At 33.2% G+C, this 15599-nt stretch carries 14 protein-coding genes; 2 read left to right on the top strand and 12 right to left on the bottom strand.

Annotated features, from left to right (window positions below):
* Positions 1-249 precede the first annotated feature (249 nt).
* The 4 genes from hydE to RBH29_RS07445 form a co-directional block, all read right to left on the bottom strand.
* Positions 250-1290, bottom strand: a complete 1041-nt coding sequence (hydE, locus tag RBH29_RS07430; RefSeq protein ID WP_306696139.1) for a [FeFe] hydrogenase H-cluster radical SAM maturase HydE — start codon at positions 1288-1290, stop codon at positions 250-252.
* A 3-nt stretch (positions 1291-1293) separates the two neighbouring features.
* The gene (gene hydG / locus RBH29_RS07435; protein ID WP_306696140.1) at positions 1294-2742 is read right to left on the bottom strand and encodes a [FeFe] hydrogenase H-cluster radical SAM maturase HydG; all 1449 of its coding nucleotides are present in this window, start codon (positions 2740-2742) and stop codon (positions 1294-1296) included.
* A gap of 20 nt (positions 2743-2762) precedes the next feature.
* The gene (gene hydF / locus RBH29_RS07440) at positions 2763-3968 is read right to left on the bottom strand and encodes a [FeFe] hydrogenase H-cluster maturation GTPase HydF (RefSeq protein WP_306696141.1); all 1206 of its coding nucleotides are present in this window, start codon (positions 3966-3968) and stop codon (positions 2763-2765) included.
* 81 nt (positions 3969-4049) lie between these two features.
* Positions 4050-4175, bottom strand: a complete 126-nt coding sequence (locus RBH29_RS07445) for a hypothetical protein (RefSeq protein ID WP_306696142.1) — start codon at positions 4173-4175, stop codon at positions 4050-4052.
* Positions 4176-4438: 263 nt separating this feature from the next.
* Between RBH29_RS07445 and RBH29_RS07450 the strand changes: the two genes are divergently transcribed.
* Positions 4439-4924 (top strand): methylglyoxal synthase, encoded by a 486-nt coding sequence (locus RBH29_RS07450; RefSeq protein ID WP_306696143.1) that lies wholly within the window; start codon positions 4439-4441, stop codon positions 4922-4924.
* Positions 4925-5032: 108 nt separating this feature from the next.
* On the opposite strand, the gene RBH29_RS07455 is transcribed toward RBH29_RS07450, so the two are convergent.
* The gene (locus RBH29_RS07455; protein WP_306696144.1) at positions 5033-5230 is read right to left on the bottom strand and encodes a hypothetical protein; all 198 of its coding nucleotides are present in this window, start codon (positions 5228-5230) and stop codon (positions 5033-5035) included.
* Positions 5231-5419: 189 nt separating this feature from the next.
* Here RBH29_RS07455 and RBH29_RS07460 point away from each other — a divergent pair, with 189 nt between their 5' ends.
* Positions 5420-6757, top strand: coding sequence for a sodium-dependent transporter (locus RBH29_RS07460; RefSeq protein ID WP_306696145.1), 1338 nt, complete (start codon positions 5420-5422; stop codon positions 6755-6757).
* On the opposite strand, the gene RBH29_RS07465 is transcribed toward RBH29_RS07460, so the two are convergent.
* The 7 genes from RBH29_RS07465 to RBH29_RS07490 all read right to left on the bottom strand — a co-directional run.
* Positions 6754-7719: a CPBP family intramembrane glutamic endopeptidase gene (locus RBH29_RS07465; RefSeq protein WP_306696146.1), complete on the bottom strand. Its 966-nt coding sequence runs from the start codon at positions 7717-7719 to the stop codon at positions 6754-6756. The genes RBH29_RS07460 and RBH29_RS07465 overlap by 4 nt on opposite strands.
* A 225-nt stretch (positions 7720-7944) precedes the next feature.
* The gene (locus RBH29_RS07470) at positions 7945-9873 is read right to left on the bottom strand and encodes an ABC transporter ATP-binding protein (RefSeq protein WP_373463303.1); all 1929 of its coding nucleotides are present in this window, start codon (positions 9871-9873) and stop codon (positions 7945-7947) included.
* Positions 9866-11617: an ABC transporter ATP-binding protein gene (locus tag RBH29_RS07475; protein WP_306696147.1), complete on the bottom strand. Its 1752-nt coding sequence runs from the start codon at positions 11615-11617 to the stop codon at positions 9866-9868. The genes RBH29_RS07470 and RBH29_RS07475 overlap by 8 nt, the downstream gene beginning before the upstream one ends.
* 137 nt (positions 11618-11754) lie before the next feature.
* On the bottom strand, positions 11755-12579 hold the full coding sequence (locus RBH29_RS07480; protein WP_306696148.1) for an REP-associated tyrosine transposase: 825 nt from the start codon (positions 12577-12579) through the stop codon (positions 11755-11757).
* Positions 12580-12681: 102 nt separating this feature from the next.
* The gene (gene asnB / locus RBH29_RS07485; protein ID WP_306696149.1) at positions 12682-14526 is read right to left on the bottom strand and encodes an asparagine synthase (glutamine-hydrolyzing); all 1845 of its coding nucleotides are present in this window, start codon (positions 14524-14526) and stop codon (positions 12682-12684) included.
* A gap of 97 nt (positions 14527-14623) precedes the next feature.
* On the bottom strand, positions 14624-14731 hold the full coding sequence (locus RBH29_RS17845; RefSeq protein WP_373463304.1) for a SelB domain-containing protein: 108 nt from the start codon (positions 14729-14731) through the stop codon (positions 14624-14626).
* A 103-nt stretch (positions 14732-14834) separates the two neighbouring features.
* On the bottom strand, positions 14835-15599 hold a 765-nt coding region (locus tag RBH29_RS07490), incomplete at its 5' end, for a hypothetical protein (RefSeq protein WP_306696150.1).

A 15599-nucleotide genomic window follows, 5' to 3' on the forward strand; every position in this document is an offset into this window, starting at 1 on the left:
TTTTAGTAATATTTGAAAATTTTATTTAGTAAAAAGTATTTAGCAAATGTTATAGCATCTATCAGGCTAATGGATATTTTCCATTAGCCTTTTTAGATTATAATATTCCTATGACAAAAGCCTGCTATTGAATAATTTCAATAACAGGCTTTTATCTAATTTATTATAAGCTGTTGCTAGCTTTACATTTTAATTACCAGTCCCAACCTTGGTCAAATCCGCCTTGATTCCAGTTACATGAAAGTTGTTTCAAATTTTATTCCGGTTTCCATAGCCTTGTCCAATTTTTCTACCAAGACTAATTATCTTACTCTTAATATCATCAACATGATTTTTGGAATTAATCAAACCTTCTCCTTTGCCAGGATATATCTTATACAGCTTTTTATATTCTGTCCTTCCCATATTAGGCATAACCACATTTGCACCACAACACAATCCCTTTCTGTGACCATCACTATCCTTTATACTAAGAGCTGTAGTAGCTGGCATATTTATATCCCTCATTAGCAATCTTGCCAATGCCATCATTTTTAAAACAGTTTCAACATTACCCCCTTTTTCATACTCAAGAGGAGTCCCTCTACATGGAATGAATGGCCCTATTCCAATCATGTCCACACCTAGTTTTTTAAATAACAAAAGATCTTCTGCCAGCATTTCTATAGTCTGACCTGGTAATCCTATGAGGCACCCAGTGCCAGTTTCATAGCCTAGTTCTTTTAAATTATAAAGACATCTTAATCTATTTTCATGACTCATTCCTGGATGCAATTTTTCATACAATTTTTTATTGCTGGTTTCAATACGCAAAAGATATCTATCAGCACCAGCATTTTTAAGCAGTGAATACTCATTTCTTGACAATTCTCCAATACTAAGAGTCACTGCCACATCCATGCTTTTAATTCTGTTGACAATTTTGCATAATTCATTTACACCAAAAGACTTATCCTCTCCACTCTGCAATACCACTGTTTTCAATCCAAATTTCACAGCATGTGCTGCACATTGGATAATTTCATCAGGTTGCATCCTATACCTTTTAACTTTGCTATTTGCAGCTCTAAGACCACAGTAAAAGCAATTATTACCACAATAGCTGCTAAATTCAATCAAGCCTCTTAAATGAACACCATCACCTACAAATTTTTTTCTTACTCGGTCTGCAGCTGAATAAAGAGAGTCTGTTTTTTCAGATGTCAAAATTTTAGCAAGGCTCACTTTACCAAGTTCACCCTCTTTTTCAAGAGTATTTACAAATATTTCAAATTCCCGTTTATCTTTCATTTTTTAGACCCTTATATCCCTTTCTCCATTCTCAATTCTTTCTAGTGCTTTTAAAACAAAATTCTTTATCTTCTCATCTTCTAACTTATTTACATGTTTATTTATAGCTTTTTCTCCAACTATTTTTGTCTCATTTGATGCATAATCTAAAAGATATTCCTTTAATGTAAGTATTGCATTCGGCATACAAAAATTATGTACAAAACTTGATTTGGCAACCTCCATAAATTCTTCACCTGTCCTTCCTGCTCTATAGCATGCTGTGCAAAAAGAAGTCAGATTATCCATTCTACAGGTTTCACCAATTACATCATCCAACGATCGGGTATCTCCAAGCTGAAACTGTTCCTTGTCAGGAAACTTATTTCCCTCGGATTTTTTATATCCCCCTACACCTATACGAGTTCCTGCATCAATTTGTGAAACTCCTAAAGGTATAACCTCTTTTCTTACTTCAGGCTTCTCGCGAGCAGTTAATATCATTCCTGCATAAGGTACGGAAAGCCTTAGTATGGCTACTAACTTTTTAAAGTCTTCGTCACTAACAGCATATTTAGTATCTGAAGGATACGGTGTACCAATAGCTGGTTCTATCCTTGGAAATGAAATAGTATGGGGACCAACGCCATTATATTTTTCCTCTAAATGAATGGTGTGATGCAAAAGCCCCATAACTTCAAATTTCCAGTCATAAAGCCCAAAAAGTGCTCCAATGGCAACATCATCAAGACCAACATCCATTGCTCTGTCTTGAGAATACAGTCTCCATCTATAATGACCTTTAATTGTTTCCTCTGGGTGCATTTTTCTGTAAGTTTCATGATGATACGTTTCTTGAAACACCTGAAATGTTCCAATTCCAGTTTCTTTTAGTTTTTTAAGTTCTTCTCTAGACAATGGTGCACAATTTATATTGGCTCTTCTTATTTCTCCATTGCCACATTTAGTATCGTACACCTGACGGATGCTATCACACATAAAATCTACAGTTGTTTCAGGTGATTCACCATAAACAAGCACCGTTCTTTTTTGACCTTCATCAACCATTATTTTAACTTCCTGAGATATTTCATCCATATTAAGAGTTCTTCTTTCAACCATTTTGTTATCTTTTCTAAAACCGCAATATTTGCAATTATTTACACATTTGCTACTTATATATAGCGGGGCAAAAAACACAATACGCTCTCCATAAATCTCTTTTTTTAACTTATTAGCAAGTTTATACATCTCATTAATTGTTTCTATATCTTTATTCTGAATAAGAACAGCCATTTCTTCTGGCTCTAACCTCATTTTTTTTTCTGCCTTTTCAAGAACTTTTCTCACATCAATTTTTGATGGATTTTCAGCCCTGTTAAGCTGTTTCCATATTTTATCATCATCAATAAAATCCTTCTCCATCGCATTATATTCTTCAAAAGCTTCTTTATACTTATCAAAAAAATTCATTCTCTAATCCCCCTCGATTTTTAAAATTTGTTTTCAAAAGGCTTCATTGCCCTATCAGTTATTCCATGCAGGTAAGCAAGAATTATTCCATAATTTATCATAGGAATACCATTTTCCAAAGAAAACACCTGGCGATATTCCATTTCTTTTTTGTTAAGCATACATGCACCACAGTGAATAATCATTTTATACTTTGATATATCTTCCTTGAAAAAGCCCCCGGAAACATGATGAAAATTCAACCTCTTACCCGTCTTATTTTTAAGAAAATTGGGTATTTTTACAGTTCCAATATCATCATCCTTACGATGATGAGTACACCCTTCAGCTACAAGTATATAATCGTCATCTTTAAGATTTTCAATTTCTCTAACAGCTTTATAAAACAAGTCCAAATCCCCCTTATGTCTTGCATAAATAATTGAAAAGGATGTAAGGGGTATTTCCTTAGGAAGCATCTCATTTACTATGTCAAAAACCTGTGAATCAGTGATAACTATATCTGGCTTACAGGAAAACTTCTTCAAAGACTGTTCTAACTCGGTTTCCTTTACAACTAAGGCCATAGCCCCATTATCTAAAATATCTCGCAACACCTGCTGTTGTGGAAGTATTAGCCTTCCTTTAGGTGCTTCCTTATCAATAGGTGTAACCAGTATCACAAAATCACCTGCTTTTACAAGCTCATCTACAAGGTGCAACTTTTGATCTTCTTCTTTTTTCAATTCTACAAGCTCTTTAATTAGCTTTTCTATTCCTTCCCCTGTCAATGTAGATGTTTTAACTACAGATACATTAGAAATTCCTTTTATATCAAGAAAATTATTGCTAACATTGATCTTTTCGCATTTATTCACAGCAATAATAAATGGTATATTTCTCTCTTTAAACTGACTTATCAGTTCTTCCTCTTGCTCCCCCCACTTAAAATCACTTGTTATTACAAGTATTGCGATATCTGTTTTTCTTAACACCTCTTTTGTTTTCTTAACTCTTAGTTCTCCAAGTGCACCCTCATCATCAATACCAGGTGTATCAATAAACACAACCGGCCCTAAAGGTAAAACTTCCATGCTTTTATATACAGGATCTGTCGTAGTTCCTGCAAATTCAGAGACAATAGCCACCTTCTGATGTGTAAAAGCATTTATAAGGCTTGACTTTCCAACATTTCTCTTCCCAAACAAAGCTATATGTAATCTGTTTCCTCTAGGTGTATTGTTCATAAATCTCTCACCTCCTCTAAAATACAAGCTCAAGGCATTTAGACCTTTTGTTATTAGACCTTTCGTTTAAATTGAAAGAGCTTAAAAATACAAATGCCCTTTGTCAAGAACACAGAAAAATTCTTGACAAAGGGCACAATAATACCACTTCACCTCAATTCTCCTCTGCTCTAGAACTATCTCCTCAGCATTAGAACCTTGATCCACTTACTCTCCCCCTCAAGCTTTTGACTCTCGGGGTCAAGTTTAAAATATTCTCTTATACTTTAATGTTACTCCTATGATTTTATATTGTCAATAAGGAATGATTTAGAAATAACTTGGTATTATCAAGTACAAAATAATAACTTAATATCCATTAACATCTCTTTGATTACATAAAATCATCATTTTAGCTTGCTATATACCCATAATTTTTATATCATTGTAGTATATTTAGAAATTATATTGTGAAAGAAAGGAATAGAAGTATGATTCAAGATAAGTACATTAATTTTACTATAGCAAAACAAAAGCATATCTGTTTAATTGCTCATGATACAAAAAAACAACCATTGATAGAATGGGTAGATAAGAATAAGGATATTTTAAAACATCACTTTCTAAGTGGAACCGGAACAACTGCTCGATTGATTGTTGACAATATTGGTCTGCCAGTAAAAGCTTATAACAGTGGCCCCTTAGGCGGCGACCTTCAGATTGGTTCAAGAATTGTAGAAAACAGTATTGATTTTGCAATATTCTTTTGGGATCCCTTAGCTTCTCAGCCACATGATCCAGATGTAAAAGCCCTACTTAGAATATGTGCAGTTTATGACATTCCCTTAGCCACTAATCATTCAACTGCTGATTTTCTTATTACATCAAAATATATGAATGAAGAATACGAAAGAAAAGTAATAAATTATAATAAGGTAATACAAGACAGACAATTTAACTTTAAAGAAACAAAGTGAACCCTCTAAGACTAAAGCTAAGCATCTAAAATTTGTCTAAAAAAGTATTTCACCTAAAATTTAAAAATTGCAAGATTCTACAAAACGGAATCTTGCAATTTTACCTGCCTATCTATAAAATAAATCCATATCAACAGTATTGCCACAATACAAACATCTATTGCTTCCCTTTTCAATGATCTTACCACATGCATCACACTTTACAGGTGGAAGCAGTACTCTTCCATCTCGTCTACCATCCTTTAAGTCAATCTCTTTAATCATCTCAACAAGCATTTCATCTGTATACCCATGTTCCTTTTTCATTATCTCCCACAAACTTTCGGTTATTAACATTAACCTCTCAAACTTGCTTCTTGATAGTTTATGATTATCTTCCGCCCTTTTTGAAATTTGCTCAATTTAAAAAAGTGATGGCAAGTGTATAAAATAAACAAACAAATACACATACTAAGTTTAGATATTGACAAATCATATAATAAAGGAGCAAATGTAATGAATGAAAATCGTGAGAAATGGGGATCAAGATCAGGCTTTATTTTAGCCATGGTAGGAAGTGCAATAGGCCTTGGAAACATTTGGAGATTCCCCACTGTAGTAGGTCAAAGCGGTGGTGGTGCTTTCATACTTCTTTATCTTTTAATTATTTTTGGCATTGGTATACCACTAATGATTGGCGAACTTGCTATTGGAAGACGAGGAAAAAGTAACATTGTGGCCACATTTAAAAAAATAAATCCCAAGGGCAAATGGTGGATAACAGGAGTTATAGGTGTGACCTCAGGTTTTGTAATACTATCTTTTTATTCTGTTATCTCAGGATGGGTAATGGCATATATAGTTAAATTTATTTCAGGTGAATTTAACAACCTAGATACTCAAGAGATATCACATACATATGAATCACTTGTATCTCACCCATCTGTACCTCTTTTTTGGCATGGACTTTTTATGGTTATGGTCATCTCTATAGTAATGCTCGGAATTCACAAAGGTATTGAAAAAACAAGCAAAATCCTCATGCCCATACTTTTTGCAATATTGCTGATCCTTGTTTTTAGAAGCATCACCTTAGAGGGTGCTGCTGAAGGAATCAAATGGCTTTTTAAGCCTGATTGGAGTTTAATTACAATACCTACTATACTTAGTGCATTAGGTCAGGTGTTCTTTAGTCTAAGTCTTGGAATGGGAACTATCATTACTTATGGAAGCTATTTAAATGATAGTGAAAACATCCCCTATAACAGTGTAATAATTGCTTTTTCAGATGTTTTTATTGCCATTATTTCTGCAGTTGTTATCATACCAGCTGTTTTTGCCTATGGAGTTCAGCCTGATGTAGGAATGCCTTTAATTTTCATTACTCTTCCCCTTATATTTGGTGCTCTTCCTCTTGGAAACTTTTTTGGCACTTTGTTTTTTATACTTCTTTTAATTGCTTCTCTTACTTCTGGTATCTCTCTTCTTCAAGTTGTTGTTGCATACTTTACAGAAACCTTTAAGTGGAGTAAGAAAAAAGCATCTATAATAACAGGATTTATTACTTTTTTAATGGGAATTCCATCATCATTGTCAACAGGTCTTTTGGAAAATTATACTATATTTGGAGAGCCCATTTTAGATTTTATGGATTCTCTTTCATCAAGAATACTATTACCTGTTGGAGGTCTGCTAACAGCATTATTCATAGGCTGGGTATGGAAACCAAAATCAACCATTGAAGAAATGCAAAAACAGGATAACAAAGTACCCCTTGGGAGACAATGGTCCTTTGTTGTTAAATTTATTCTTCCTGTTGTACTAAGCTATATTATTATCTCAGGATTCTTTTAAGTAGCTGTTTTCTCATATGCCTTTTTTCTCAACAATACTCCAACTATTAAAATACTAAGCCCCAATAGCATTGTAACAACAAGCCCACCTTCTGGCCCAAAGTCTCTACCAGTAAAAATATTAGGTGATTGAACAGTCACATTCACTAAAGTGGCACTAATACTTTCCATACCTGATACTTCAAGACCAAAAAGATTTCCTTGAGCCCAGTTCCAAGCAATATGGAATCCAATAATCCCCATAATCCCTTCTTCATAAATAGCATATAACGCTGCAAAAGTAGCGTAGAGCATTAGATTAACAAAAGGTAATAATGTCATCCCAGGATTCAAGCCATGAAATAATGCAAACATAACTGCACTCATAAAAATTCCTAAAACAGGGCAATACATCTTTGCTGCTTTAGGCATAAACCAACCTTGAAACAACACTTCTTCAGCCGAAGCCTGAACAAACCATCCCAATAATACAATTATAATATAAGGTAGTGCTGTCATTCCTACTACACGTGTTGAACCTTCATTAATGGTTCCTTCACCAAATACTACAACCAACAATGCCGCTATTGTCATGGATAATACAGCTAACATAAAGCCAGTAGAAAACTTAAGTATTTTTTTCTTTCCCCATAAACCAATAGATTTAAAAGGTCTTTTTTCTACAAACTTAACCCACAAAAACATTGTAAGATGAATTCCTATAAAAGAAGCTATAAGAATTAGCGTAAAATCTAAAGTTTCTCCAATTAGAGGTTCTAACTCATTTAAAAAATCTGTAGACTCTAAAAATAATATTAGTGGAATTGTAATTGGCAAAACAATCAATTGAGCTACCAAAAACAGACCAATCAGTAATAGTACCAGCCAAATAGGTGATAATTTTTGTATCCACTTTTTCTGACTGGAAAAGGGAACAGCTTTTTCTATTAATTGGTTGTTTTTAAATTTTCTATTCTCCCTCATAACCCTCACCCTTAAAATAAATTTTGACATATCTTTATCTACTTATTGCAACATCTTATTTTATAATAATCTATAGTTGATTCTTATTCAACTATGCATCTATCTAGAAGTATAATAATCTTTAATCAAAATCATTTTTAGGCTTATCAATTCCAAGCTTTTCTCGTATTGATGATACAATGGTTTCTGTAACTTCTCAGTATATATATAAGTAAAAATATATTGCTAATCCAGTTCAAATGCACCTGTGTAAAGCTGGTAATACTTCCCCTTTTCCTCTACAAGCTCTTCATGGCTTCCTTTTTCAATAATCCTTCCCTTTTCAAGCACCATTATTACATCTGAATTCTGCACTGTTGAAAGTCTATGGGCTATTACAAAAACAGTCCTTCCCTTCATTAGAGCATCCATTCCCTTTTGTACAATTGCTTCAGTTCTCGTATCTATTGAAGACGTTGCCTCATCTAGAATCATTACAGGGGGATCTGCTACAGCCGCTCTTGCAATGGATAAAAGCTGTCTTTGTCCTTGGGAAAGTCCACCACCATCTCCAGCAAGAACTGTGTTATAGCCTTCTGGAAGCATCCTTATAAAGCCATCCGCATTTGCTAATTTTGCAGCTTCAATACATTCTTCATCTGTTGCATCCAGTTTTCCATATCTGATATTATCCATAACAGTTCCTGAAAATAAATTTACATCTTGAAGAACCATTCCAAGAGACCTTCTAAGATCACCTTTTTTAATTTTGTTTATGTTTATTCCATCATATCTAATTTTCCCATCTACCAAATCATAGAATCTATTTATTAAGTTAGTAATAGTGGTTTTTCCTGCTCCTGTGGCTCCGACAAATGCTACCTTTTGCCCCGGTTTTGCGTATAACGATATATCGTGAAGAACAAGCTCATCAACATTATATCCAAAATCTACATCATAAAACTTTACTTCTCCCCTAAGAGGTGTGTAGGTTATAGTTCCGTCTTTATGTGGATGCTTCCACGCCCATATGTCAGTCCTGTGATCAGCCTCTACCAAATTTCCATTCTCATACTTTGCATCTACTAAGGTCACATAGCCCTCATCTGACTCAGATTCTTGATCCATTAGTTCAAATATTCTCTCAGCTCCTGCAATAGCCATAACAACCGCATTAAGTTGTTGGGATACCTGTGCAATTGGCTGAACAAAATTTCTCGATAGCTGAAGAAATGATGCAATCATACCAATAGTCACAACATCCATCCCAGTAATGCTAACATTTGGAACTCCTCTTACTGCAAGTGCACCTCCCACAATTGCAAGAAGAACATATAATACATAACCTAAATTCATCATAATCGGCATTAAAATATTAGCATACATATTTGCCTTAGTAGAATTATCACAAAGATTTTCATTCTTTCTGTCAAAGTCATCTATAACTTTTTCCTCATGGTTAAAAACCTTTACAACTTTTAATCCATTAATCATCTCTTCAATATATCCATTTAAATCTCCAAGTGATTTTTGTTGTTCAACAAAAAATCTTCCACTCTTCCCCGCAATTTTTTTCACAACTTTAAGAAGAATAAATACAAACAAAATAACAAATCCACTCAACCAAAAACTTAAATATATCATAGATGCCATTACGGCTACTATTGTTACTACAGATGAAAATAAATGTGGAAGACTATGAGAAAGCATCTGACGAAGAGTATCAATATCGTTTGTATAGTGGCTCATAAGATCTCCATGACTGTGCGAATCAAAGTGCCTAATTGAAAAACTCTGCATTTTAGAAAACATCTCATCTCTAATCCTTTTAAGAACTCCCTGGGATATACTGACCATAGTTCTAGTATAAAAAAGTGATGCAAGAACACCAATAATATATATACCAGCTAAAAATAAAATAACTCTAAAAAGCCCTGAAAAGTCAGGCACAGTTTCCACCAACATGGGGGTTATATAATCGTCTATAAGAGTCTTTAAAAATAAAGAGGAGATTGCTGCTGCAACTGCACTGAAAATAATTGAAACAATAACCAATATCACTTTTATTTTATATAGACCTAAATAGGACAACAATCTCTTTACTGTGTTTTTATTTAAATCCTTTATATTATGTGCCCCCATAGCACGAGATTTTCCATTCATCGGCTTAGACATTTGGCATTCCTCCTTTCACCTGGGATTCGTAAACTTCTCTATAAATCCGGCTATTTTCCAAAAGTTCTTCATGTGAGCCTATTGCAGTAATTTTACCATTATCCATTACAATAATTTTATCAGCATCCTGAACTGATGTAACTCTCTGTGCAATTATAATTTTTGTTGTATCGGGTATATCTTCACCAAATCCCTTTTTTATAAATGCATCTGTCCTTGTATCAACAGCACTTGTAGAGTCATCTAGAATAATTATTTTTGGCTTTTTAAGAAGGGCTCTGGCAATTGTAAGTCTCTGTTTTTGACCACCAGAAACATTACTGCCCCCCTGCTCAATATACGTGTCATACTTGTCAGGAAACTCCTTTACAAAACTATCCGCCTGAGCGATTTTTGCCATTTTTTTAATTTCCTCATCTCTGGCATTTTCATCTCCCCACTTTAGATTTTCCTTTATAGTCCCTGAAAATAGTACGTTTTTTTGGAGCACTACCGCTACTTGGTCTCTAAGAGTCTTTAAGTGGTATTCCCTTACATCTCTCCCACCAACTTTTACAACACCCTTTGAAGCATCGTAGAGCCTTGGAATAAGTTGAATAAGACTTGTCTTTGATGAACCAGTGCCTCCTATTATTCCTACAGTCTCACCACTTTTTATATTAAGATTTATGTTCTCTAGCGTCATTTTGTCAGCCTTGTTAGAATAACAAAAGCTTACATCCCTAAATTCAACACTGCCATCTGGTACCTGAAATACTGGATTTTTTTCATTTTTAAGATCAGTTTCCTCCTCTATCAACTCAGATATTCTTTCTGCAGAAGCTCTAGAAATGGTTATCATTACAAATACCATTGAAAGCATCATAAGACTTATAAGAATTTGCATAACGTAAGTCATAAGGCTCATAAGCTGACCTGTAGTCAAACCAAGTGCAGCATTATTTCCTGATGCCACTATAGCTCTAGCACCAAACCAAGACAAAAGAATCATTGAACCAAACATACAAAACTGTATAAGAGGCATATTAAATGCAAGGATTTTTTCTGCCTTTGTAAACTTTTCATATATTTCTTTTGATATGTCTGAGAATTTCTTTCTCTCGTAGTCTTCTCTTACAAATGCCTTTACAACTCGCATTCCCCCTAAATTCTCCTGAACCATATTATTAAGCTTGTCATAAGTTTTAAACACCTTTCTAAATACAGGATACGCAAATCTTATTATAAAAAAAAGTCCCGTACCTAGTACAGGTATTGCTGCCAAAAATATCATAGAAAGTTCTTTATTTATATTAAAAGCTGCAATTAGAGTAAATATAATCATAATAGGACTTCTAGCAGCCATTCTTATAGCCATCTGACATGAATGTTGCACATTTGTAACATCAGTTGTCAACCTTGTAATAATACTAGACATTGAAAACTTATCAATGTTTGAAAAAGAAAATTTTTGAACATTATAAAACATATCCTGTCTTAAATTTTTTGCATATCCTGCTGACGCCACCGCTGCAGTTTTTCCAGCAAGAGCACCAAATATTAAAGCCATAAAAGCTGCTAAAAGTAGAAAACCACCAAGTTTAAAAACTACATTCATATTTCCTGCATCAATTCCCTGGTCAATTAAATTTACCATGATAAAGGGAATCATAACTTCAAATGAAACCTCAAGCATTACAAAAATAGGTGTAAGAATTGCTGGTTTCTTGTACTCTCTGATGCTTTTTGCCAAAGTTTTTATCATTCTGCTACCTCCTATTCAATTAGGGGACGGTTCTTGAATTGAATTTTAATCTTATTCTAAAATCCCAGCTTCTATAAGGTGGAGTTGAGTCTCCACATGAAGTCTCTATGTTTAGCTTTAACTAAACGAGTTCACTTTTACTGTTTTAGCAGCTTACAAACCATTGATTGGGACACTCCGCCACATATCTGTCCTATTTCTTTTAGAGATAAATTTGAATTTTTTCTCAACTTTTTGAGTAACTCTAATCTAAACTCTTTGTCTTTACTCATCTCTTCAAAGGTTTTACCCTTAAGCTCAAGTTCCCTTTGAACTAATCGCTGAGCCGTTTCAAAAGAATCAATATATTCAGTATTATTTTCTTTTAGGTACAAAAACATGTCTTCCTCAATATCTAGAATCTTGTACATTGGTTCAAACTGTAAAACATAGTTTCGATAATCAATGGATGCTGTTTTCTTTTGATTTGAAAACAGGGATAAAACACGCTCATTTTCAACAAAATTATCTTTTTCTTTATCATTACCAATATAATAATTGTAACTACTCCATTTATATTTTTCAGGCATTTTTACAATACCTGCTTTTACAGGATTCTTATGAATATAGGCACTTACAGCCAGTAAATAATTATCGTTGTCAATCAGTTCACTTCTAAACCTATCTTGGAATAAGTGTCCTGTTCTTTTATTCTTACGATTAAAATAATTCACATAACTTACGTTAATGCTTTTCATTATCTTTGAAATATCATTTCCGTTGTCGTTAATCAACAAATGAACATGGTTATCCATTAGGCAATATGCCTCAACTATGTAGTTATATTTGTCCTTCATCCTTTTTAATGTGTAAATAAACCTTTCTTTGTCATCATCGGATAAAAAGATTTTTTTTCTTTCATTTCCACGCATTATAATATGATATGTTGAAAATTCTCCTTTAATTCTTGAAATCCTTGGCATACAAGGTTCTCCTTTCAAGTTTGCTATATTGATTATATCAAACTCCAAAATTCAATTCAAGAACCGTCCCCACTTTCACCTAAGAACCGTCCCCACTTTCACCTAAATATCTAATATGACATTATAATCTTTAAGCCAAGTATTAAGTTGAATTAAATACGCCATCACTTGTGGTCCCGTCATAAGTTGGCCAAACCAAGGTTTTTGAATGCTTTTGCCTTTACTTTCAACAAATTCTTTAACATTATCAACATCTATAAGTTGCAAAATTGGTGAAGTTTTATCATTTAATATTTTATACATTATTGATTGCACAGCATCTGTATATGTAGGATGATGAGTTTTTGGGTAGGGACTCTTTTTCCGATATATAATCTCTTCAGGTAAAATACCAACTAATGCTTTTCTTAATAAACCTTTTTCACGACCATCTAATAATTTCATCTCTCGAGGTATATTATAGGCATATTCAACAATACGATAATCAGCAAATGGAACACGCACCTCAAGACTATTAGACATACTCATACGATCCTTACGGTTAAGTAAAGTTACCATAAACCATTTTATATTTAGATAGTAAAGTTCTCGCATTTTAGCTGTTTCAGGTGTTTCGCCTGGTAATTTGGGTACTCTCCTAACACTATGTAAATATTTTTCCTGTACATATTCTTCAATGGGTAGATCTTTGATTATTCCCCCTATTAAGGTCTTGCGAATGTCTAATGACTGTGCCCAAGGAAATGTGCTTAAATCAAATCTTTCTTGATTAGTATACCATGGATATCCTCCAAAGATTTCATCGGCACATTCACCTGATAACGCAACAGTATGTTTTTTTCGTACTTCTTTGCAAAATAAATACATCGAAGAGTCTATATCTGCCATACCAGGATAATCATTTGCTTTTACCGCATCAATAAGTGCTGTTGCTAAATCATGATTTTGCAAAACAATTTTTTGATGATTACTACCAATAAATTCGGTCATAATATCAACAAAGTAGTCATCAGAATCAGGTTGATATAAACTCTTTTTAAAGTACTTACTATTTTCAAGGTATTCAAGTGAGTATGTATCTAAACATCCACGCTTATGCCTTTTAAGGTACTTTGCCGATATCGCTGATATTGCACTTGAGTCAAGACCACCTGACAAAAAAGTACAAATTGGAACATCAGCTACTAATTGTCTTTCAATGGCATCAACAAGTAATTCACGGGTTTTGCTAACTGTTGTTTCTAAATCATCTTCGTGTTCTCTAGCTTCTAAAGACCAATATTCAACTAATTTTGTTTTGCTATGAGAATATAATAAAAAATGTGCTGGTGGAATTTCTTTAATATCTTTAAATACTCCACCACCCAGTGATCTAGCAGGCCCTAATGCAAAAATTTCTAACAACCCTTCTTTAGCCACAACTGGTTCTATATATGGGTGCTTCAATAATGCTTTTATTTCTGAAGAAAATAGAAGAGAATTATTTTTTATTGTATAGAATAATGGTTTTACTCCTAAGGGGTCACGTGCTAAAAATAATAATCGTTCAGTTTCATTCCATACCGCAAATGCATAAATACCATTAATATATTTTAAGCATTCCTCTTTCCATTCAATAAATGCTACCAGCAATACCTCTGTATCAGAATAAGTATTAAAAGCATATCCTCTAACCATTAACAGCTTACGTACTTCCTCTGTATTATATAGCTCACCATTATAAACTATCGTATATTTATTGTTTCCAATAACTTTTGTCATAGGTTGTTTTCCACCTTCAGGGTCTACAACTGTAAGTCTTCCATGAGCTAAAAGGGCGTGTTTACATTCAAAAACACCACTTTCATCAGGACCTCTCCTTGATAAAGTTTTTAGTTGATTTTTGATAACATCAATATTTGCTCTTAAATCGGATTCATGATTTATCCATCCTAAAATGCCACACATCAAATTACCTCCTTCATTTTATGATACTTATTATATGAAGAAAGGCTGAATAAGGTTAGTCAATTTATATTTTTATTGGTATCTCATGAAATTTAGTTCATGCTGTTCTGTCATTGCCTTCTCTTTTAGTTATAAACCTCCTGTCAAAATATTCAATATGAAGAACTAATAACTTGTTTGTAATTTTATGTAGTAAGGCACCCAAAATTGGGTGCCTTACTACATAAAATTACACTTGGTTACTGCATTAGACAAAACCATATTTTTATATAATTATTACATTGTGCTTTTTTATTTAATTAATACCTCTACTTTATCCTAAATGTTTCATCACATGTTTCTTTTATAATTAGCTTATTAATTATTAGATTAATTTGTTTATGTTCTCCCTCTATAACTATCTTCTTTCTTACAATAGTTTTTGTATAATCGGATGTATTCATGGATTGTTGATTATAATGTTTATTTTCAAGTTCCTTATTTGTAAACTCTATACCACCTGATGTAACAACACTTTTTCCAAAAACATATGGCGGTATATGGAAATCTGGTGATATATGAAAATCGTAATAGTTTCGGGTTCCTTCATTAACACTTATATCTATAAATGTTGATCCATCTACTATTTCCATTCTGTCTACAGACAATTGAGCTCCTTCTAATTCGTGAGAGCTTACTAAATTTTCACAATCTAAATGAATAGTTTGATCGAAATCTTTTTCTATTTCAACATTAACAATTTCAAATTTTACATTATCCAAATCTTTTGCCTCTAAAGGAATAGGAAATTTTAATTCTCCTGAAAGACCATAATCACAACTGCTTGTTGAAAACTTCTGATTGTTTACAAACATTTTAATATTAGGATTTAGACTTACAACATTATCATTATCTGATGGCAGATATTCATATCTGAGTCTGGTACTCACAGAACCCAATACCAGTTCTTTAATATGAAGAATTCCCTGATCAAGCTTAACTTTTTTATCTATACGTACTCTTTCAAAGTCTTCTTTTTTTATTGGTATTGGTATTTCATAATCAATAATTTTAAAATCATAGACGATACTTAA

The sequence above is a fragment of the Herbivorax alkaliphila genome (genome assembly GCF_030848475.1).
In the GTDB taxonomy this organism is placed as follows: domain Bacteria; phylum Bacillota; class Clostridia; order Acetivibrionales; family Acetivibrionaceae; genus Herbivorax.